Origin of the sequence: uncultured Gulosibacter sp. (assembly GCF_963509965.1) — a bacterium.
In the GTDB taxonomy this organism is placed as follows: Bacteria; Actinomycetota; Actinomycetes; order Actinomycetales; family Microbacteriaceae; genus Gulosibacter.
On record NZ_CAUPDE010000012.1, the window covers coordinates 1 to 21,153 of the forward strand.

A 21,153-nucleotide genomic window follows, 5' to 3' on the forward strand; every position below is an offset into this window, starting at 1 on the left:
CGGGCGACAGGACGACTCTCAGAACCACCGGACCTACGAAACGGGGTCAGCCCACTGCCAGGTTGAGGCGAGGGGTGCACGGCACACAGCGGCGGATGCAGCGGGCGCGGCACAGCGCGAGCACGGGCACGCACAGCGCCCGCGCCACGCGCGCAACGAAAAAGACCCCCTCTCGGAGGTCTTTTTCGTTTGTGGAGCCTGGGGGAATCGAACCCCCGACCTTCTGCTTGCAAAACAGACGCTCTACCAATTGAGCTAAGGCCCCTCGAGAGTGGTGGGGCTACGAGGACTTGAACCTCGGACCTCTTCGTTATCAGCGAAGCGCTCTAACCGCCTGAGCTATAGCCCCAGATCTCGATTGCTGTGCCCGAATCTCTTCGGCACGATGAACGACTCTACCACAGTTTCTGCGGCCGTGTCACACCACTTCAGTGCCCGACCCGGCGGTGGATTATTGGTTGGTGAAACCGAACACCAAACCGCCGGTAATGCGCGCAATGAGGTTGTAAACCGCCGCCCCGATAGCCGCCAGTGCCGTGGTCACAATAAACTGCAACACGGCCGTGATCAGCGAGAACATCAGCATCCCCGGGAAGCTCACGAACGACTCAACCGTGACACCCTTCGACCCGGTCACATCGTTGAGTAAGTCGTCAATCGACTGCATCACACCGGTCTGCTGCAGCACCAGCCACAGCAGCACCGCGGCAACCACCATGACCACCGCAATGCACAGAGCGAGGATTGCGGCGATCTTTACGACCGACCACACATCCACCTTCACGAGGCGAAGACGCACCTGTTTGGTGGCGGTGCGCCGTTCAGATTTACGGGCGAGTTTATCGGCGACAGAAGTCATGGCATCCGATCCTAGCGCTACTCATTGTCGGCCACGGTCGATTCGGTGTCGACCTCATTCGCAGCCGCTTGTTCGTCACCCTCGGCGATCGCATCCTCACCGAGGTCGCGCTCCGAGTTACGCGCCAGACCCAACACGATATCTCCCCGGTCAGGGCGGGCAAACACCACTCCCATAGTGTCGCGTCCCTTTGCCGGCACCTCACTCACATCCGAGCGCACAACCTTGCCCGAAGTCATGATGACCAGCACCTCGTCATCCTCGTGCACGAGCAGCGCACCGGCCACCGCGCCACGGTCGTCGGTGGTCTTCATCACCTTGATACCCAGGCCACCTCGCCCCTGCACCCGGTAGTCGGAAACCGGAGTGCGCTTGGCGAACCCCTGCTCGGTCACGGTAAACACATACAGATCATCCTCGGCGTCACCCACCGCGACCTTAATGAGGTAGTCGTCATCACGGAACGACATGCCCTTCACACCCGAGGTGTCACGGCCCATGGGGCGCAACTGCTCGTCATCGGCGATGAAGTGCAGCGACTGACCCGCCTTCGAGAACATGAAAATGTCATCGCCCTCGTTCACCGACATCGCCGAAACCAGTTCGTCACCGTCACGCAGCTTGATCGCGATGATGCCAGCCTGACGCGGGGAGTCATACAGCGACAGCGCGGTTTTTTTCACTAGCCCGTTGCGGGTGGCGAGCACCAGATAATCGTGTGCCTCGTAATTTTCGAGGTCGAGGATCTGCGCCACCTGTTCATCCGGCTGCAGCGGCAGCAGGTTGGCAATGTGCTGACCCTTCGAGTCGCGCGCGGCCTCGAGCAGCTCGTAACACTTCGCGCGGTACACCCGGCCAAAGTTCGTGAAGAACAGCAGCCAGTGGTGGGTGGTGGTCACAAAGAAATGCTCCACCACATCGTCGGCACGCAATTGTGCACCGCGGATACCCTTACCGCCACGGTGCTGCGAACGGTAGTTATCGCTGCGGGTGCGCTTGATGTAGCCACCTCGCGTAACAGTAACAACCATCTCTTCAACCGGGATGAGATCCTCATCCGAAACGCCACCCTCGTAGCCGCGAATGATCTCGGTGCGGCGATCGTCACCATATTTGCGCACAATCTCGGTGAGTTCATCAGCAACGATCTCGCGCTGCTTTTCGGGCGAAGCGAGAATGCCTTTGTATTCGAGAATCAGTGCTTCGAGGCGGGCGGCCTCATCCATGATCTTCTGACGCTCGAGCGCAGCGAGGCGCCGCAGCTGCAGGTTGAGAATGGCCGAAGCCTGAATCTCATCAACATCCAGCAGTTCCATCAGTCCCGCACGCGCAATCTCGACGGTCGCAGAGGCGCGGATCAGCGCAATCACCTCGTCGAGCGCATCCAGCGCCTTGAGGTAACCGCGCAGGATGTGCACCTCTTCTTCGGCCTTGCGAAGGCGGTAGCGGGTGCGTCGAACAATCACTTCCACCTGATGCGAGGTCCACGCCGAGATGAAGCCGTCGAGGGTGAGGGTGCGGGGCGCGCCATCGACAATGGCGAGCATATTGGCACCGAACGTGTCTTGTAGCTGCGTGTGCTTGTACAGGTTGTTCAACACGACCTTGGCAACCGCATCCCGTTTGAGTACGAGCACGAGACGCTGACCGGTGTGGCCGCTGGTTTCGTCGCGAATATCGGCGATGCCCTGTAGCTTGCCCTCTTTAACGAGCTCGGCGATACGGTTGGCGAGATTGTCGGGGTTGACCTGGTAGGGCAGCTCGGTAACCACCAGGCAGGTGCGCGAGCCAATTTCTTCAACATTGACCACGGCACGCATGGTGATCGAGCCACGGCCGGTGCGATAGGCCTCGTGGATGCCTTTGGTGCCGAGAATCTGCGCGCCGGTGGGAAAATCGGGGCCGGGGATGCGTTCGATGAGCGCATCAAGCAGTTCGTCGCGGCTGGCGTCGGGATGCTTGAGCGCCCACAGTGCGCCCTCGGCCACCTCGCGCAGGTTGTGCGGCGGGATTTTGGTGGCCATACCCACGGCGATACCCTCAGAACCGTTGACCAGTAGGTTCGGGAACCGTGCCGGTAGCACGGTGGGTTCCATGGTTTGACCGTCGTAGTTCTCCATGAAGTCGACGGTTTCTTCTTCGATGTCGCGCACCATTTCCATGGCCAGCGGCGCCATCTTGGTTTCGGTGTAACGCGGGGCAGCAGCGCCGTCGTTACCGGCCGAACCGAAGTTGCCCTGACCGAGCGCCAGCGGATAGCGCATCGACCACGGCTGCACCAAACGCACCAGGGTGTCGTAGATCGCCGAGTCACCGTGCGGGTGGTATTGACCCATCACGTCACCAACCACACGCGCGCACTTCGAGAACGATTTTTCAGGTCGGTAGCCGCCGTCGTACATGCCGTAGATCACGCGCCGGTGCACGGGTTTGAGCCCGTCGCGCACTTCGGGAAGGGCCCGGCCCACGATCACGCTCATGGCGTAGTCGAGGTACGAGCGCTGCATCTCGAGCTGCAGATCAACCTGTGTCACGCGACCGGCAACGATTTCGCCGGCGGTTTCGTTGGTCTCTGGGGTTTCTTCGTGCTGGTCAGCCATTACTGCTTCGCCTCAGTCAAGTTGGTGATGAAATCTGCGTTGGGATGCACGCTAAATGTCGAGGAAACGCACGTCGTGTGCGTTGTGCTGGATGAACGCGCGCCGGGCTTCGACGTCTTCGCCCATGAGGGTGGCGAACACTTCGTCGGCAGCTTCGGCGTCGGCCATCTGCACCTGGCGGAGGGTACGAGTTTCGGGGTTCATAGTGGTGTCCCACAGCTCGTTGTAGTTCATTTCGCCCAGACCCTTGTAGCGCTGGATACCGTTGTCTTTCGGGATGCGTTTGCCGGCGGTTTGGCCGGCGCTAAGCAGCGCATCGCGCTCGGCGTCGCTATAGGCATATTCGTGGTCGGCGTTCGACCATTTGAGTCGGTACAGCGGCGGTTGCGCGAGGTAGACATAGCCGGCTTCGATCAGCGGCCGCATGAATCGGAACAGCACCGTCAATAGCAGTGTGGTGATGTGTTGACCGTCGATATCGGCGTCGGCCATCAGGATCACCTTGTGGTAGCGGGCCTTGTCAGCATCGAACTCGTCGGCAATGCCGGTGCCGAAGGCGGTGATCATCGATTGAATTTCGTTGTTCTGCAGGGCACGGTCGAGGCGTGCTTTTTCAACGTTGAGCACCTTGCCGCGCAGCGGCAGGATGGCCTGGGTGCGCGGGTTACGCCCCTGCACGGCCGAGCCACCTGCCGAGTCACCCTCCACCATGAAGATTTCGGATTCGGCCGGGTTGCGTGAGGTGCAGTCGCGCAGCTTGCCGGGCATACCGCTTGATTCGAGTAGCCCCTTGCGGCGGGTTTGTTCGCGGGCGCGGCGGGCTGCCAGGCGCGCTGCCGAGGCCTGCGTTGCCTTGCGGATGATTTCGCGCGCCATTTGCGGGTTGCGGTCGAGCCAGTCGCTGAGACCGTTGGTGACCACGCGCTGCACATAGGTTTTTGCTTCGGTGTTGCCGAGCTTGGTTTTTGTCTGCCCCTCAAACTGTGGTTCGCCAAGCTTCACCGAGATCACTGCCGCGAGCCCCTCACGCACATCGTCACCGGTGAGGTTTTCGTCTTTTTCTTTCAGCAGGTTCTTTTCACGGGCATAGCGGTTCATCACCGAGGTGATTGCGGTGCGGAAACCTTCAAGGTGGGTGCCGCCTTCTTTGGTGTTGATGGTGTTTGCAAACGAGTGCACCGACTCGGAGTATGACGAGGTCCACTGCATGGCGAGTTCTACCGAGACGGTCTGCTCGGTGTCTTCTTCAATGAACTCAATGATTTCGTCGTGCAGCGGCTCGACTTTGCGGCGTTTCACGAGGTGCTGCACATAGTCGACCAGGCCCCGCTCATAGCAGAACGACACTTTGCGCGGCCCTGTTGCTACGGCATTCGCCTCGACGGTGTCGGCGGTTACCGGTTCGTCGACATCGGTCTCGGATGCGGGTGCATCGTCGGTGGCGAGCACCTCACTGACTGTGGTGAGTGACTGCGTTTGGTCGTCTAGGGGACGCTCATCAACGAGCGTGATCCGCAGGCCACGGTTCAAAAACGCCATCTGCTGGAAACGCAGTCGCAGGGTCTCGTAGTCGTAGTGCGTGGTCTCGAAAATGTCGCCGTTGGCGTAGAAAGTGATTTTGGTGCCGGTTTCTTCGGTGGCCTCGCCACGCTCAATCGGCCCCACCGGCACTCCGTCACGGAACTCCATCCGCCACAGATAGCCGTCGCGCTTCACCTCGGCGATAAAACGGTGCGAGAGCGCATTCACCACCGACGAACCCACACCGTGCAGACCACCCGACACCGCGTATCCGCCGCCACCGAACTTACCGCCGGCGTGTAGTTTGGTGAGCACCACCTCGAGCGTTGAGATGCCCTCAACAGGGTGGGTCGAAACCGGAATACCGCGACCGTTGTCGACCACGGTCACGGCACCATCGTCTTGGAGCGTGATGGTGATGTTGTCGCAGTAGCCGGCGAGTGATTCATCCACCGAGTTGTCAACGATCTCGTAAACCAGGTGGTGCAGACCCTCGGGCCCGGTTGACCCGATGTACATACCGGGGCGTTTGCGCACCGCCTCGAGACCCTCAAGCACCTGAATCTGGCTGGCACCGTAATCGTGCTCAACCCGGTGACGCTCGTGCGCCGCGTGCGATGAGGTGTGCGAGTGCTCGCTTGCCCCGGCAGCCGCGTCGGGGTTCGACGTCGACTCAGGCTCGTGAGACATGGGGGTATCGCTCATCGGATCGCGCTCCTTGAATAAACACACACGAAAATTGACACACGTGTTTCGTGCAACGATTCAGTTTAGCAAGCACTTGAGCTATCCGGCCTGAAACTGGCCGCTGCGGCGTTTTACCCCCGCTTGCGTGGTTCCCTACGTAGCAACTATCCGTAAGTGTCTCGCGGGCCACGACCTGGCGTCGACCATTTTCCGTACCGCCACGAGGGTGCGCCGGGATTGAGGAGCTTCAAGTTGGTAACGTCAGCGGCCGGAATTTCTTCAGCAATTTTGGCGACCAGCGTGGTGCACAGTAATCGCAGCTGCGTGGCCCAGGCGGTTGAGTCGCACTGCACCACCAGCACCTGCTCGTTGATGTACAGCGCGCGGGCATGCTGGGCTACCCGGTCACCAACAATCTCAGGCCAGCGTTCAAGCACCTCGGCCTGAGCGAGGGATGCATCCCAACCGTTACTGCGAAACAGCGATGCGAGCACATCACCACTCGACACCGGATCGCGCCGCGGACCGAACGGCAACTCTTCTGCAGCGGTGGGTTGTTTTGCCGCGGCCGCGAGCTCGCGACGGCGGCGGAAACTGGTGGTTTGGCCACCAAACACCTCTTTCAACCGCAGCCACACCACGGTCGATTCCGAAAGCTGCTGCTCAGTCATCGCCGTCCTCCGGGTCGGTTGTCGGTGCATTTTCGCGGTCTGCATCCGCACGGTCAATGATGTGTCCGGCGCGAATATGAATCGTATGCTCGCGCAATGACTCAGGAATATCGGTGAGCACCGCACAGGTGATGAGCACCTGCTCAAACCCGTCGATCGCCGCTGCCAACCGCTGCCGACGCGCGGCATCCAACTCGGCAAACACATCGTCAAGAATCAGCACCGGGTCACCGGTGCGCGACTCGCTGCGCACCAGCTGTGCTGCCGCAAGCTTCAGCGACAGCGCAAACGACCACGACTCACCGTGACTTGCGGTGACACGTGCCGGGAGCTGGTTGAGCCAAAACGTCACATCATCCCGATGCGGGCCAACAAGGGTCACGCCCCGCTCAAGTTCTTTTTCGCGGGCGGCGCGCAAGCGTTCCGCAAATCGCGTCTCAATTTCGGCCAGCGTGACCGTGCCGCGCTGCTCACCGGTGTCGTCATCATCCATCAATCGACCACCGTCAGCGAGTGCGGTCACCCGCATAGTGAGTTCGGGATGGTGGTTCGCATTAACCAGCGACTCGTACGCATCCTGCAAGTGCGGCACAAGTCGCTCAACAAGCGCCAGCCGCTCGGCAACAATCACCGAACCATGCGTGATGAGCTGCTCATCCCAAATGTCGAGTGTGGTGAGGGCACTCGCATCCAAGCGCTGTGATTTGGCACTGCGCAGCAGCGAATTTCGCTGCCGCAGCACCCTGTCGTACTGCTGCAACACTTCACCCAGACGGGATGAATGGGTCACCAAGAGACTGTCAAGAAAATCTCGCCGCTGCTGCGGTTCACCGCGAACCAGCGCGAGATCTTCGGGAGCGAACAGCACGGTCGTGAAATATCGCGACAACTCGCGCGCCCGCACCGGTTGACCGCCCACCCGCGCCCGGTTCGAGCCTGATTTTTGCACCTCAACATCGATTGCCAGCACCCGATTGCGGTGCGCAAGCTCGGCACGCACAATGGCCAACTTCTCACCGAACCGCACCAGCGCCGTATCCGACGACACTCGGTGCGATGAGAGCGTGGCGAGATAACCGATGGCCTCAACCAGGTTGGTTTTGCCCTGCCCGTTTGCCCCCTCAAACACCTGAACGCCGACGCCAAGACTCAGTTCGGCATCGGCGTAATTGCGGAAGTTCCGCAGGGTGAGGTGACGAACGTACACCGATCACCGCATGAGCAGGTTTGGCTGCAGCAGGTAGCGATAGGTGTCGTTTTCTGCTGCCTCATCCAGCGATGTCTGACCGGTGAGCAGCACCGGGCCAGGCTTGTTCGGGTTGTCGGTGGGGGTGAATGCGATGCGCACGAAGGCCGAGTGAATCTGGCTGAGTGCATCCAGCAAGAACGAGGGCTTCAACGAAACCACAATGTCGTCGCCGGTGAGCTGCACGCCAAGCTCTTCCGAACCGGCGGCGTGCTCGGCACCAACCGCATCCAGTGCGAGCCCGTCCTGGGTGAACGAAAACCGCAGCGCCTGTTCGCGTTCAAGCACGAGCTGCATTCGACGCACGGCATCCATCACATCACTCTTCTGAATCACAGCAAAGTGCGGGGTTTCGGCCGGGAAGAGACGACCCACCGCGGGGAACTTCCCCTTGAGCAGGCTCGAAGTGACCGTGCGGCCACCGGCGCTGAAAGCGATGAGTTTGCGGTCGCCCTCGCTGATGAGGGTGGTGACCACCTGTTCGGCTTGCGCGAACGATTTAGCAATATCGCTGAGCGTGCGGGCGACAACGAGGGCATCTTCACCCTCAGTGAAGTTCGACTGCCACCCGAGCTCGCGCACCGCAACACGGTAGCGGTCGGTTGCAACCAGGCTGAGGTTGTCGGGGCCGAAGGTGAGATGCACACCGGTGATCATCGGGGCAACGTCGTCACGCGAAGCCGCGACCGAAACTTGCGCCACCGCATCCGCGAAATCGCTACCGGTAACAACACCCTGCACACCCTCGACGCTCGGCAGCGATGGGAACTCTTCGGTTGGCATTGTTGGTAGCGAGAAGGATGAACGGCCGCAGGTTACTTTAATGCTGCGGTCATCCGATTCAATCGTCACCGGTGCGTCAGGAAGACGGTTGGCAATTTCTGAAAGCAAACGACCCTGCACCAGTACCGCGCCGGCAGTATCAACAGCAGCTTCGATGGCGGTGCGGCTCGACACGTCATAGTCGAATGACGAAAGTGCCAGCTCACCGTCGCGCGCTTCAAGCAGAACACCCGTGAGAATCGGCTGTGTGGGGTGCGGCGACAGCAGCTTCACGACAAACGACACGGCATCGCTGAAGATGTCGCGGTTGACCTCGAACTTCACGGTGAGTCCTCTCGTATCGGTTGATCTCCCATGCTAGCCGGGCGAGATGGTGTCACTGAACCGCTTCTTTAAAGTTTTGTCTTTAATAGCAGTCATAAGGGTTGTGGAGACTGTGGATAACTCTGTCGCGAGCGTTGCTTCGTAAGGAACTACATGACTGTAAGTTGTGACCGGTCCGTGAGGGGAAAGTGATTGATCGCGATCAAGAATGTGAGTAAACACCACGATTACACAGCTGGTTCATGGTTATCCACATTCTGTCCGCCGGATGCACACTGTTGTGCACAAGTTATCCACAGCTTGAGCCGTGATGGACAAATCACACACTTTCCCCAATCTGTCCACGACATTTCACAGTTCTATCCACAGTGCCCTGTGGATAACTTCAGTGTCGTTGGGGAGAACGCAACACGAAAACCCGACCCACAGGGATGCGGGGCGGGTGTGGAAACCGACGCGAGGTATCGGGCTAGCGATTGTTTTGGCGCACGCGTGAGGTCAGCTCGGTCACCTGGTTGTACAGCTGTCGGTCGTCATTGATGCGCTTGCTGATTTTGCGGTGCGCATACATGACGGTGGTGTGGTCGCGGCCGCCAAACAATTGGCCGATCTTCGGGAGCGAGAGACTCGTCATCTCGCGGCAAAGGTACATCGCCACCTGGCGAACATTCGCGATCGAATGCGACCTGCTCGAGCCGAAAATTTCATCGGTCGAAATGCGGAAGTAGTCGGCTGTGATGGTGATGATGTCGTCTGGTGTGACCACCTGTGGCTCATCATCAACAATCAGATCTTTCAGCACCGTGGTGACCAGGTTGAGGTCAATGGGCTGCTTGTTGAGATTCGCGAACGCGGTTACGCGGATGAGCGTGCCCTCGAGCTCACGGATAGAGCCGGTCACATGCGCCGCGATGAACTCGATCGCCTCGTCGGGAATGGGCACACTGTCTGCCTCGGCCTTCTTGCGCAGAATAGCGATGCGGGTCTCGAGGTCGGGTGATTGAACATCGGTGATGAGGCCCCACTCGAACCGTGACACCATGCGTTCTTCAAAGCCGGTGAGTTTTTTTGGCGGCACATCCGAGGTGATGACCACCTGCTTTTTGTGCTGGTGCAGCGTGTTAAAGGTGTAGAAGAATGCCTCGACGGTCGAGTCTTTGCCCTGCAAGAACTGGATGTCGTCGATGAGCAGAATGTCGTTGCTTCGGTAGCGTGCGTGGAACTGCTGACCCTTGTTATTGGCGATCGAGTTGATGAAGTCGTTGGTGAACTCTTCGCTCGACACGTAACGCACCCGGATGCCGGGGTACATACTCTCGGCATAGTTACCGATGGCGTGCAGCAGGTGTGTTTTGCCGAGGCCCGAACCGCCATAGATGAACAGCGGGTTGTAGCTGCGCGCCGGTGCCTCGGCTACTGCGACGGCAGCGGCATGAGCAAACCTATTTGAGCTGCCAATGACGTAGTTGTCGAAGGTGTAGCGCTCGTTGAGCCGTGAATCGTGAGGAATGGTCTGATCGGTGTCGTCAAGATGGAGCAGCTGACCGGAACCGAGCGGCGGGAGATCGACCGCGGTGTCGGCGGTGATCGCCTGCGTCCCAGGCTGTGGATAACTTGTGGAGAGATCGGTGAACGATGTCTGTTGCAGTACGGTTTCAGCGGCTTCGGTGGCACTCTGGTGCGTCTCGGCCTCGTAATCGGGTGGCGTGGCTGCCGGAACCGGTTCGACCTCGGGGTTCACGATCACGGCAAAGTTGACCACCTCGGGATTGTCGAGCTTACCGATTGCATCGAGCAGCGGGACGCGTGCGCGCTGCTCGATTGTTGAGCGGGTGTAATCGTTCGCAACTTCGAGGTATACTGTGCCTCCCATCACGCCTTTCGGTGTGACAAGCGACAAAAAACCACGCACTGAGGCGGGCACATCCGGGTTGGTGCGCATGGTGTCAAAGAGAGCTCGCCAAATGGCTTCAACATCGAGCGACAACCGGGCTCCCTTCGCTTATGGGCATGAAAATAGAACCCGTCGACGCAGTCTCGAGGATCGTCGAAGTACTTGCACTGAGAACGGGCGATATACATTTTGCGTCGTGTGGAAGTTATCCACAAGTGCTGTGTATAACCCCACTCGCTCGTAACCGGTTGAGTTAGCGATCGGGGGGTTAGGTGCTCAAGCATACGACCACCGAGCCTGGAAAAGACAGTCCATTTCTGAGTTCACGGCGAGTCGCCGGTCGAATCGCTTCACGCGGTGTTAGTCATCGACGGAATATGTTCGACGGTCTTGACCAAGATCGTGCTTGGGCGTAATCTGGCTTGGTTGCCCAGTACCCGGGCTAGATTCGTAGTGCGCCCATAGGGGCCTCGAACCGGAGAAATTCTCATGTCGAAGCGTACTTACCAGCCTAATAACCGTCGTCGTCACAAGAAGCACGGCTTCCGCGCACGTATGCGCACCCGCGCGGGCCGCGCGATCCTCGCGAACCGTCGTTCACGGGGTCGCAAGAGCCTGTCGGTCTAAGCGCCCGGCTGCGCGGTCGGCGGTGCTTGCACCACAGCATCGAGTCACCCGGGGCGTCGATTATCGACGAATCTCGCGGGGTGCTCGAGTTGGGGGTCGCCTTGTCGCCGTTCACGCATGTCTGCGCGATGACGCAAACGCACCCACCCGCTTTGGATTCATCATCACCAAGCGGGTGGGTGTTGCTGTTGTGAGAAATCGCTTGCGTCGGCAACTGAAAGCCATCTGTTTCGAGGCACTGCCGCTACTACCGGCCGGGATGGAGTTCGTGATTCGCGTGCATCCGGATGGTGCCGCAGGTGACTTTCAGACACTTCGAACACACTGCCGCCGGCAACTGCTGGCGGCGTCAGAGAAAATTCGCCCGCAAGCTGAAGACTGTGGCTCATGTGGCGATGAGGTCACCAATGCGTGACGTCGAGGTGCAGCTGCGGCGCGCCCTGCACAATGTCGCGCTCGTACCGCGGAATGCCGGTGTGGTCTTGCTGCTGCTGTATCGGCGGTTCGTCTCACCCATTTATGGTGACGTGTGTCGGTATTACCCCACGTGTTCCGCGTATGGTTTAGGTGCAGTGCAGCGATTCGGACTGCTTCGCGGTAGCTGTATGGCTGCCTGGAGGATTCTTCGCTGCAACCCGTGGGCGAAGCCCGATTTTGACTACGTGCCCGAGCTCAAGCGGCCCGAGCGCATCAGACTTACGAAACACGGTTTTGTGCTTTCGAACCTGCAAAGGAAAGGTTGATCCGAGCGAATGGATATCTTCCAAATCATCTTGTGGCCGCTGCGGTGGGTCATCGAGCTCATCCTCGTGGGCGCGCACACCGGGCTGACCGCGCTGGGACTCGACTTCGACAGTGGCTGGACGTGGATTCTATCGATTCTCGTGCTGGTGCTCGTCGTGCGCACCGCCATGATTCCCCTCATGCTGCGCCAGATTAAGTCGATGCGCGGCATGATGGAGCTGCAGCCCGAGCTGAAAAAGATTCAGACGAAGTACAAGGGTAAGCGCGACCAGTTCTCGCAGCAGGCCATGCAGCAGGAAATGATGGCACTCTATAAGCGGCATGGTTCGAGTCCGCTTGCCAGTTGCTGGCCGATGCTGATTCAGATGCCGATCTTCTTCGCTCTGTTTCAAGTGTTGAATGCGGCGAACCGCCACGAGGCCGGTGTCGGTCTGATGAGCGCTGAGCTGGCAAAATCGTTCTCGAACGGGACTATCTTCGGCGCCCGCCTGAGCGACACGCTCAGCACCAACGGTGATAACGGCGCCGTGGTGGTGGTGGCAATCACCATCATCGTGCTGATGGTGGTGAGCCAGTTCTTCACTCAGTTCCAGATCACCGCGCAGAACGTCTCGCAGGCGGCGAAGGAATCGCCCATGTACCGCCAGCAGAAGATCATGATGTACGTGCTGCCGCTGGTCATGGCGGTAACGGGCGTCATGTTCCCGATCGGTGTGATGAGCTACTGGATGATGTCGAACCTGTGGACCATGGGTCAGCAGTGGTGGACCATTCGCAATATGCCGACTCCCGGTTCGGAGGCCGCGAAGAAGCGCGAGGAACGCCTGCGCGCGCAGGGCAAGTGGGACACGCATCCCGATAACCCGGCCAACCGAAAGGATGCCAATGGCAACCCGGTTGTGCGCCAGCAGAGCGGTCAGCGGCAGCAGCCGATGTCGAAGGCCCGCGCGAAGAAGAAAAAGAAGAATAAGGGCGGCAAGTAGTTCTGACGATCTCGCAGTATGGTCGAATTACGCCGATTGGCACCGTGGATGGAGTGAATGAGTATGACCGAGATTGAGCGTGACAAGCAGCCGGTGGCGGGCGAAAGTGAACAGTCGCAGGTCGACGCGGCTGCCGGCGATGAAGTGCTTGAGGATGACGAAATTCGCGATGAGGGCGATATCGCTGCCGACTACATCGAAGAACTACTCGATATCGCTGATCTCGACGGTGACCTAGAAATCGACGTTCGCGATGGTCGCACCTATGTGTCGGTGGTGACCGAGGGTGAGTCGAACCTGCAGCGACTGCGTGGTGCGGATGCCGTGGATGCATTGCAGCAGCTGTCGCGCCTGGCGGTTCAGGCCGAGACTGGTGAGTTTTCGCGGCTGATTCTTGATGTGGATGGTTCGCGTGAGGCTCGCAAGCGTGAACTCGATGAACTGGTCGAGAAGGCAATCGCCCGTATTGAAGCGGGTGCTGCATCGGCGGCACTGCCGCCTATGTCTTCGTATGAGCGGAAGCTCGTGCACGATGTGGCGGCGGAACGTGGATACAGTTCTGACAGTGAGGGTGAGGGGCGTGAACGCCACACGGTGATCCGTCCTATTGCAGAAACTTCTGCTTAGAATCGCTCCTGTAAAAAATCCCAGGTCAGAGCATAAAAACGTTTGAGGTGAAATGTCACCCTGTTCGCGATAAAATGCCTGATCAGATAGGGATTTTGCAGGCCAGGTAGCGATTTCTTGAGTGGTGGGGTGCCAGATTTGGTGCCCCACCACTTTGTTATCCGGCTGACCCGGTGTATTGCTCGATAGCCACCTCTCGAGCGATTGTCAGGGGCTTGCTGGCATCAGTCAGTTGTTTCACGTGAAACGCATGAGGTTGTTCGACGATCTTGTCCGAGACGGATTAAGAAAGAGTTCCGCAGATGTGTGGCGGCTGGAGTGCACTTCCGCTTATCAAACACCCATATACGTCACAGCCGCCGAGCCGTAGACGCTGCGGATTATTACTGCGGGAATCTGAATCTCGTTCAACCACCGCGTGGAGTGAGTCGGGTGCTCGAACGATATGGACAGCATCTCACGTGATTGTTTCACGTGATACCGCAAGTGCTTCTGCCTCAGCTTTCGATCAATCCGGTGGAGGGCTTGGTGTGCGGATTCCGGGTGCAGGCGGTCGGCGAAGGCTGCCTAGAAGGTGTAGCTGGTTGACCGATCCATCCAGAAAGAAGACATCGTCAGGTTAGCTGTGGCCCTATCAATCTGGATGCCCGCAAACCGTCAACTGCATCTAGATGAGCAAGGTCGTCTTTGGGTGTTCCACGTGAAACACGCTCGTCTTCAAAGTGGCGCTCTCAGAAAAGGGGTGGCACAAAGTTCAGCGTGATTGTGGACTGCTGGAGCACTAACCAGTGCGGATACTGCCTCAAGGGTCGCCTTGTGTATGTGTGGCCTCGAGATGTGAACTCAAGAGACGGTTGGTGCTGACCGAGCGGGAGCGTTTCACCTCTGGAATCGCGTGGCTCTGAACGCTCACCCGCGGGGCAAGAACCCATGACTGTCTGTGGTCGTGAAACTTGATTGTCGTTGTTTCACGTGAAACGGATGATGCCGGTGGCGGGCTGCAGCAAATCGAAGAGCGTGCGAGCTTGGGAAGTGTGTTCGCGCGAACAGCGGAGACGTGCAAATTGACGGTGGTCTGTTGTGTTCGCTGCAGAGCGTATTGCTGGTTTCGGCCCGTTCGCGTCTTACAGATCATGATGTTCCGTACGTGCGGATTGGGAGCACGGCTAGAGTTCCCAGTTGAATACTGTTTCACGTGAAACGGAATGTGTTGGCGCCCGCCGACTATCTGACAAGATTAACGGCGTAGCTGCCTGCTTGGGCGATGAAGTGCATTAACCACTAGAGGCTGCGGCCGGCATCTGGCGAGGCGCCACGCGCGCTCGTTCTACTTCTGACGCTGAGTGACTGGATGCGAGTGGATTCGCGGGGCTTCACCGGCAGCAACCCTCTCGCACACGGCTTGTAGAGCTTCGAGAACCTCACGTGCGTCAATATCGTCGCTGAACTTACTGGCCTGTCGCCTGTGGCATTGGCCTGAATGTTTCACGTGAACCAAACCGCGGTAGTTCACCACCAGGCCAATGTCGGTATGGGGAGCGATTGCCAGGCTGACTTCGCAAGTACTAGCGAGGCGAATTGCAGGGGCGATATCTGGCATGCAGGAGATTTTGGCTTGCTGAACCGCAGGGTTCAATCCGCTGCTGACGAAGATGTCGCTGTGGGAAGTCAACCCCCGATGCTGTCAGCAATACTTGCCTGGCGGTGTTTGACGTGAAACGGCCTCCGCAACCGGGGCGCAGGTCACTTTGGCTTGGAGAATGCTTCTTGGCGCGCAGGTTGCTAGGCAGCTTCTTGGCGTGCAGGTTGCGTGATAAGTAGCGATGGGCTGAACGCGAGCGACCGTGAGTCGCCCCCAGCAGTGCGAAGACGGTACGGGCAACGAAAGTGCCGACCTCTCGCAGCGCTCGGACTCGCCAGGATCGATTCCTATCAATCCGGAACTTCACGCGTGCAACCCACCACTCGTGTTTCACGTGAAACGAATGGCGCTGTGATCCTATGCCTATCCGGCTTCAGTGTGGCGGAACACGGTGCGGGTGGTTTACTCGAGAGGCATCAAGCTCAACAACAAAGATTGGCATTACCGAACAATGGTCTAGCCATTGCCAGCGATGCGCGAGAACGTGCCGCTCCGAGTGATCTAGCCGTTAGCAGAACAAGCCGGGAAATTAGAAGGTGTTAGCCCTCGCCGCTGTTTCACGTGAAACAGAAGCTGCGTCGTACCACACGTGCTCCACCATCGGAGTTGTAGGTGCGTACCGCAGCGGCGGTACAACGCGGGTAGAGTGAAGGACGAGTTCGCTAGGTTCTCTTCAATCGACCCCGGATGACCCGAGTGACACCAGGCGAAGGCCGGTTCAATTGGGGGCTCCCTAGCTTCTCCACTACGAGTCGATCACACCGCACAAGAGGTTTGTACGTTTGTACGTGTAGAGGCAATAATTGGTGGACGAAACAAACCGCCAATGCAGCGTAGGGCATGGGAAGCATCGGTGCCGAGCTTGCGTAGCCGAGACCTGCAAAAACTTGCAATTCATTTAGGCCAATGCCCGGGCAAGTACCAGCTGACAGACCAACAATGGCGTTCGACCCGGCACGTGCCTGGCAAGGTGCACATTTGTTGGATTCGGTTTCACGTGAAACGGAGCGATCAACGGTGACTGTGTCTCGTTGTGAACTACGGCGGGCCCGTCGCTACGTCGGCACCCGCGGCCACTTACATCGAGTCGGAACTATCTCGGGGAATTTGACGCAGTGCGCCTAGTGCGTATAACCAATGATCATGTTTCATGTGAAACGTCACTTGAGAGCACTGACAGTTGTCGATGATGTTCGCGAGAGCCACAAATACGAAGCCGGCGTACTCGAAGCTGCGTGGCATGCAGTGTGCGAGGTCGCTACCAACCGTGCTGCGCAGTCGAAAAGTATGGACTGCAGGTGCGGTAGCCAATGCCTGCGCGCGGCTGCCTACAATCAGTGGACGCGTGCGCCTCGCTCTGTACAGCACCCGAGCGCAACGATGACGTGTTGCAATACCTGGCGAACTGACACACGGCACCGCCGTACTGAATGAGCACACCCATAGCCGAACGAGTGCACCTATGTTTCACGTGAAACATGACCACCTAACACTGGTCGCTTAGTGGATACCCAGGCAACCCAAAAAGGGTGCTCTCGAAATAACGAGCATGGGACGGTTTCGAGAATACGAACAAAGCGAGGGCACCTGAGCCTCTTCCGATATCGGCGAGAGGGACAGTGACCCGGTCGAATGCGGGCACGAAAGGTGTGAACTGCGCTGATCAGGCAAGATGCAAGCCGAAACTCACGGCCGAAGCAGTGAATTGATCACAGAAGTGTTTCACGTGAAACACGGGCCGCTAATGGACGGCGCACAAATGGAAGCGTCAAGACCGAAGGCAACACCGCACTCTCATCGGCGTTTGGGCGAGAATGTCTAAACCAAGTGTGTGTAACTGTGCGCCCAGCGCAGCAGAGCAGCACCGACCAAACTTTCCACCCGTTCATCCCTGAGAACATACGTTTGAGCCAGTCACCACTTTCACTGCGCAGTTTCTGGGCACCCGTGCACGGAAGCTGACGATAGCCCCCGAATCTCCCCGGACAGCGAGGCACTCCACGCCCGCACCCGAAACGATCGTGCATCAAATGGTGAGGCTTGACGTAACCGGTTTCCTTTCACGCTCGCGCCGCAGCATTCCTCGAAGGACGCGTCAGAATCAATAACGTGCGGACGCATCACAGAAGTGGAACATTCATGACTCAGACGCGTACCAGATGCCAAAGTGCAGCTAACGAAACAGAGCAAAAGTGCACCCAACAAGCACTCGCATGTTTCACGTGAAACACCGCTCGTGTGCTGGAACAAAGACCCCGAAACTCAGACGTCACAACATCCGGGGTAAGCCATACTTGCGCCGCGGCCGGTTCTATTTCGTCAGTAACGCACTACCCAATCAGCACTATGAAACAACACCACTCTCGCAACGTCACGGTGGTGTAGGTTCGGGCGACTGTCACGAGACGCACCCATGCGAAGAGTGTGTTGATGCCAAAACACTGAATCGCAAGTCGGCAACGAACCAAGATCGACTGAGAGTGCATTGATGAAGTACCTACACGTTTCACGTGAAACGGACCTGTTGCGCGCAATGCACCAAAGTGAGTTCTAAGTAGGTGACTGCAGAAGCAGCCGAGACCATCCGTACGCAGAACAGGAAACGTCATACCGGGGAGGTCTCACCAGGGTCGCATCCGGTCGGTAGACCGCAGAAAATCCGACAACAACACCAATTCAACATAAGTCGAACTGGCAGCATTGACATATAACTGGCTCATCCACAGCCCTGAAACGTGTTTCACGTGAAACTGCGTTGTCAAACAAACCAATCTCTATCGGCGAAGTCTGCAATGCCTCCACGCGAATCGGCTGCATATCACGCCCTCATCGACAGAAAATGCACGTGTGCCGGTGACACTAACAAGCCATCCACAAGTAATCCACAGGTATCCACCAAACTCTCCACAAATTTGTGGATAACTCGCTGATTCTCAGCCAGATATAGGACGATCATTACCGAACCTGGGGAATCTGCAGTGCAGGCCTGGAGCATGAAAGAATGGGCATTCGAGCGTACTGAACGCACACAGGAGGGAGCGCAGCGTGGTGTCCAATGCTGAACAGCACGACGGGGCAAATCACGACAAAACGTTTCACGTGGAACTTCGCCCCGCAGTGGCCGAAGAAATCTTCGGCGAACGAGTAAAAATCGCAGATCAGTACGCAAATCTGCTCGTTCGAGATGGTGAAAAACTCGGACTTATCGGGCCGCAAGAATACCCTCGACTGTGGACTCGGCACATCATTAACTCAGCTCTGATCGCACCACTGCTCAGCGGCACCGTCGGTGATGTTGGTTCGGGTGCCGGTTTGCCCGGCATCCCACTGGCTATCGCTCGACCCGAGCTGCAGTTCACGCTCATCGAACCTATGGAGCGCCGCTCTGATTGGCTCACGCAAACTATCGCCGATCTCGGCCTAAACAACGTCACCGTAATCCGCGCACGAGCAGAAGAAATCGCTGATCAGAACGCCTTTCATGTGGTTACTGCGCGCGCCGTGGCGGCTTTCTCAAAGCTCATTCCCTGGACGGTGCCGCTGGTCGAATATGGCGGCGAGCTCGTCTTGCTCAAAGGCAAGAACGCCGAAGCCGAGGTCACCAAAGCCGCGAAACTCATCCGCAAATTTCATCTCGAGGATGTGCGCGTTGAGCTGGTCGGCGCAGCGCTCGACACCGAACCCACCCACGTCATCCGAGCAACGGTTGCCTAGCGCCAACGTGAAGGACTGCCACTCATGAACGACATATTCGATTCGCCCATCGCTCGCCAACTGGCAGAGCTCAACAAACGGCGCCGTCAACTGAATCAAACCAAGACTAAAAAACCCGCTGCCACCAGGGTTTTTACTGTATCCAACCAGAAGGGCGGCGTAGGTAAAACCACCTCTGCCGTCAACCTGGCTGCAGCACTTGGTGTGCTCGGCATGAAAGTGCTGGTAATCGACCTCGACCCGCAGGGCAACGCATCCACGGCGCTCGGAGTAGAACACGGCCTCGACATTGCCGGCACCTATGAGGCGCTCATTGACGGCACCCCGCTTTCCGAGCTCATCCAACAATCGCCAGAAATTCCTAACGTTTTGTGCCTACCGGCAACGATCGATCTCGCCGGAGCCGAAATCGAACTCATCGAACTGGATGACCGTCATCTTCGGCTGAGCCGAGTGCTCAACGCCCATCTCGAAGAGACAGAGCGCGCCGGTGAACGCTACGACTTCGTGTTCATCGACTGTCCGCCGTCGCTCGGCCTGCTCACGATGAACGCGTTCACCGCCGCAAAAGAGGTGCTCATCCCTATCCAGTGCGAGTATTACGCACTCGAAGGGCTCAGCCAGCTGCTCGAAACCATCACTCGACTCACCGCCAGCGTGAACCCAAATCTGCACCTGAGCACCATCCTGCTCACCATGTACGACAAGCGCACCAATCTCTCGCAGGAAGTTCGCGACGAAGTTCGCAAACACTTCCCCGAACAGACGCTTAACTCCATCATCCCGCGTTCGGTGCGCATCTCAGAAGCTCCGAGTTACGGGCAGACCGTGCTCACCTACGACCCCAATGGCATCGGTGCCGTTGCCTACAAAGAAGCGGCACTTGAAATCACTCAGCAAGGACACTCGAAATAATGGCAACGAAGAAGCGGGCAGGGCTCGGTCGCGGACTCAGCGCACTCATCCCCACCAACACTCCCGAAGATGAGCGCGCAGTCGATGTATTTTTCGATGGCAGTGCCCCCAGTGGTCGCACCCAGGCAGCAGCGAAGACGCAGCCCAATACCACCACCGAGTCGGAGCCGAAAAAGACCGCAACCGCCAAGCGCGCACCCGCGAAAAAGGCCGCACCAAAGACCGAACCCAAGGCACGAGCAACCACCCCGAGCGCCAAGCACACCAAAACCGCTGAGCGCTCACAGGGGCCAGAAAGCGCTGACCGCGAAGAGAACGTCGAGGGGATCAAGACCAGCGACGATGCGGTGAGCGAGACGCCACAGCAGCCCGAGGATGCCGAACTGCTGCCGGTTCCCGGTGCCTCGCTGCGGGTGCTCGACCCGTCGACGATTGTTCCCAACCTGTGGCAGCCGCGTCACGAGTTTGACCAGGATGCGCTTGACGAACTGATCATCTCGGTGCGCGAGTTCGGCGTGCTGCAACCGATCGTGGTGCGGCCGATTCGCAGCGACGATCCGCGTGCTGGTGAGGCCGAATACGAACTCATCATGGGTGAGCGACGTCTGCGAGCCACGAAGGCTGCTGGTCGCACCGAGATTCCGGCAATCATTCGCGAAACTGAAGACGAAGACATGCTTCGCGATGCCCTCCTCGAGAACCTGCACCGCGCCGATCTCAACCCGCTGGAAGAGGCTTCCGCCTACCGCCAGCTGCTCGACGACTTCGGATGCACACAAGACGAGCTCGCCGAACGCATCGGCCGTTCGCGGCCGGTGATCTCGAACACGCTGCGGCTGCTGCGACTGCCGGTCGAGGTGCAGCAGCGGGTCGCAGCCGGTGTGCTCAGCGCAGGGCACGCGCGCGCCATCCTCTCGATGGGTGAACCGGCAGCGATGCAGCAGCTTGCCGACAAGATCGTCAACGAAAACCTTTCGGTTCGCGACGCAGAACAGGCTGCCGCGCGTGGCTCGATGCGTGCAACCACTCACACGAACACACCCAAACCCGAGTTCGAGAACGATTCGGTCACCGGCTATCTCAACGAGGTTGGTGAGCGTCTCGGCGACCGACTGAACACTCGCGTGAAGGTGACCCTGCGCAAAACCAAGGGGCAGATCACGATCGACTACGCGTCATTGGCCGATCTGCGTCGCATCCTTGCCGAGCTGGGTGAAGATAGCGAACAGTAAGGCTCGCACTCAAGCCCCGGCAGCACAACCAGCCGGCGCCCAAAAGCAATAGGGCGGTGATCAGATAAATCCCTGATCACCGTC

The 21,153-nt window shown here is 58.5% G+C and carries 15 protein-coding genes and 2 tRNA genes; 8 read left to right on the forward strand and 9 right to left on the reverse strand.

Translation table 11 applies throughout. From position 1 onward, the window contains the following. Positions 1 to 192: 192 nt before the first annotated feature. From RQ865_RS08030 to dnaA, 9 genes are all read right to left on the reverse strand, one after another. A tRNA-Ala gene (locus RQ865_RS08030) sits at positions 193 to 265 on the reverse strand. 7 nt (positions 266 to 272) lie between these two features. After that, positions 273 to 349: transfer RNA gene (locus RQ865_RS08035), tRNA-Ile, on the reverse strand. A gap of 102 nt (positions 350 to 451) precedes the next feature. Next, complete coding sequence (locus tag RQ865_RS08040) at positions 452 to 859, reverse strand: DUF3566 domain-containing protein (RefSeq protein WP_311478710.1); 408 nt, start codon at positions 857 to 859, stop codon at positions 452 to 454. Positions 860 to 876: 17 nt separating this feature from the next. Continuing rightward, complete coding sequence (gene gyrA / locus RQ865_RS08045) at positions 877 to 3,459, reverse strand: DNA gyrase subunit A (RefSeq protein ID WP_311478711.1); 2,583 nt, start codon at positions 3,457 to 3,459, stop codon at positions 877 to 879. A gap of 51 nt (positions 3,460 to 3,510) precedes the next feature. Then, on the reverse strand, positions 3,511 to 5,670 hold the full coding sequence (gene gyrB / locus RQ865_RS08050; RefSeq protein WP_399521819.1) for a DNA topoisomerase (ATP-hydrolyzing) subunit B: 2,160 nt from the start codon (positions 5,668 to 5,670) through the stop codon (positions 3,511 to 3,513). A 161-nt stretch (positions 5,671 to 5,831) separates the two neighbouring features. Continuing rightward, complete coding sequence (locus RQ865_RS08055; RefSeq protein WP_311478715.1) at positions 5,832 to 6,338, reverse strand: DciA family protein; 507 nt, start codon at positions 6,336 to 6,338, stop codon at positions 5,832 to 5,834. Continuing rightward, a complete protein-coding gene (gene recF / locus RQ865_RS08060) occupies positions 6,331 to 7,545 on the reverse strand; it encodes a DNA replication/repair protein RecF (protein WP_311478717.1) in 1,215 nt (404 codons plus the stop codon). The genes RQ865_RS08055 and recF overlap by 8 nt, the downstream gene beginning before the upstream one ends. Positions 7,546 to 7,548: 3 nt before the next feature. Further along, complete coding sequence (gene dnaN, locus RQ865_RS08065; RefSeq protein ID WP_311478719.1) at positions 7,549 to 8,691, reverse strand: DNA polymerase III subunit beta; 1,143 nt, start codon at positions 8,689 to 8,691, stop codon at positions 7,549 to 7,551. 469 nt (positions 8,692 to 9,160) lie between these two features. Beyond that, positions 9,161 to 10,633: a chromosomal replication initiator protein DnaA gene (gene dnaA / locus RQ865_RS08070; protein WP_399521820.1), complete on the reverse strand. Its 1,473-nt coding sequence runs from the start codon at positions 10,631 to 10,633 to the stop codon at positions 9,161 to 9,163. 441 nt (positions 10,634 to 11,074) lie between these two features. On the opposite strand from dnaA, the gene rpmH reads away from it, so the two are divergent. The 8 genes from rpmH to RQ865_RS08105 all read left to right on the forward strand — a co-directional run bounded on the left by rpmH (position 11,075) and on the right by RQ865_RS08105 (position 21,069). Further along, positions 11,075 to 11,212, forward strand: a complete 138-nt coding sequence (gene rpmH / locus RQ865_RS08075) for a 50S ribosomal protein L34 (RefSeq protein WP_311478720.1) — start codon at positions 11,075 to 11,077, stop codon at positions 11,210 to 11,212. Between the two features lie 22 nt (positions 11,213 to 11,234). Then, positions 11,235 to 11,627, forward strand: a complete 393-nt coding sequence (gene rnpA, locus RQ865_RS09815; protein WP_399521816.1) for a ribonuclease P protein component — start codon at positions 11,235 to 11,237, stop codon at positions 11,625 to 11,627. Further along, on the forward strand, positions 11,620 to 11,955 hold the full coding sequence (gene yidD / locus RQ865_RS08080) for a membrane protein insertion efficiency factor YidD (RefSeq protein WP_311478787.1): 336 nt from the start codon (positions 11,620 to 11,622) through the stop codon (positions 11,953 to 11,955). Before rnpA ends, yidD begins: the two co-directional genes overlap by 8 nt. A 9-nt stretch (positions 11,956 to 11,964) precedes the next feature. Then, a complete protein-coding gene (gene yidC, locus RQ865_RS08085; protein ID WP_311478722.1) occupies positions 11,965 to 12,939 on the forward strand; it encodes a membrane protein insertase YidC in 975 nt (324 codons plus the stop codon). A 63-nt stretch (positions 12,940 to 13,002) separates the two neighbouring features. After that, positions 13,003 to 13,566: a R3H domain-containing nucleic acid-binding protein gene (locus RQ865_RS08090; RefSeq protein WP_311478724.1), complete on the forward strand. Its 564-nt coding sequence runs from the start codon at positions 13,003 to 13,005 to the stop codon at positions 13,564 to 13,566. A 4,690-nt stretch (positions 13,567 to 18,256) separates the two neighbouring features. Then, positions 18,257 to 18,922: a 16S rRNA (guanine(527)-N(7))-methyltransferase RsmG gene (rsmG, locus tag RQ865_RS08095; protein WP_399521821.1), complete on the forward strand. Its 666-nt coding sequence runs from the start codon at positions 18,257 to 18,259 to the stop codon at positions 18,920 to 18,922. A 24-nt stretch (positions 18,923 to 18,946) separates the two neighbouring features. After that, complete coding sequence (locus tag RQ865_RS08100; protein ID WP_311478725.1) at positions 18,947 to 19,837, forward strand: AAA family ATPase; 891 nt, start codon at positions 18,947 to 18,949, stop codon at positions 19,835 to 19,837. Next, positions 19,837 to 21,069, forward strand: a complete 1,233-nt coding sequence (locus tag RQ865_RS08105) for a ParB/RepB/Spo0J family partition protein (RefSeq protein ID WP_311478726.1) — start codon at positions 19,837 to 19,839, stop codon at positions 21,067 to 21,069. The genes RQ865_RS08100 and RQ865_RS08105 overlap by 1 nt, the downstream gene beginning before the upstream one ends. Positions 21,070 to 21,153 lie beyond the last annotated feature (84 nt).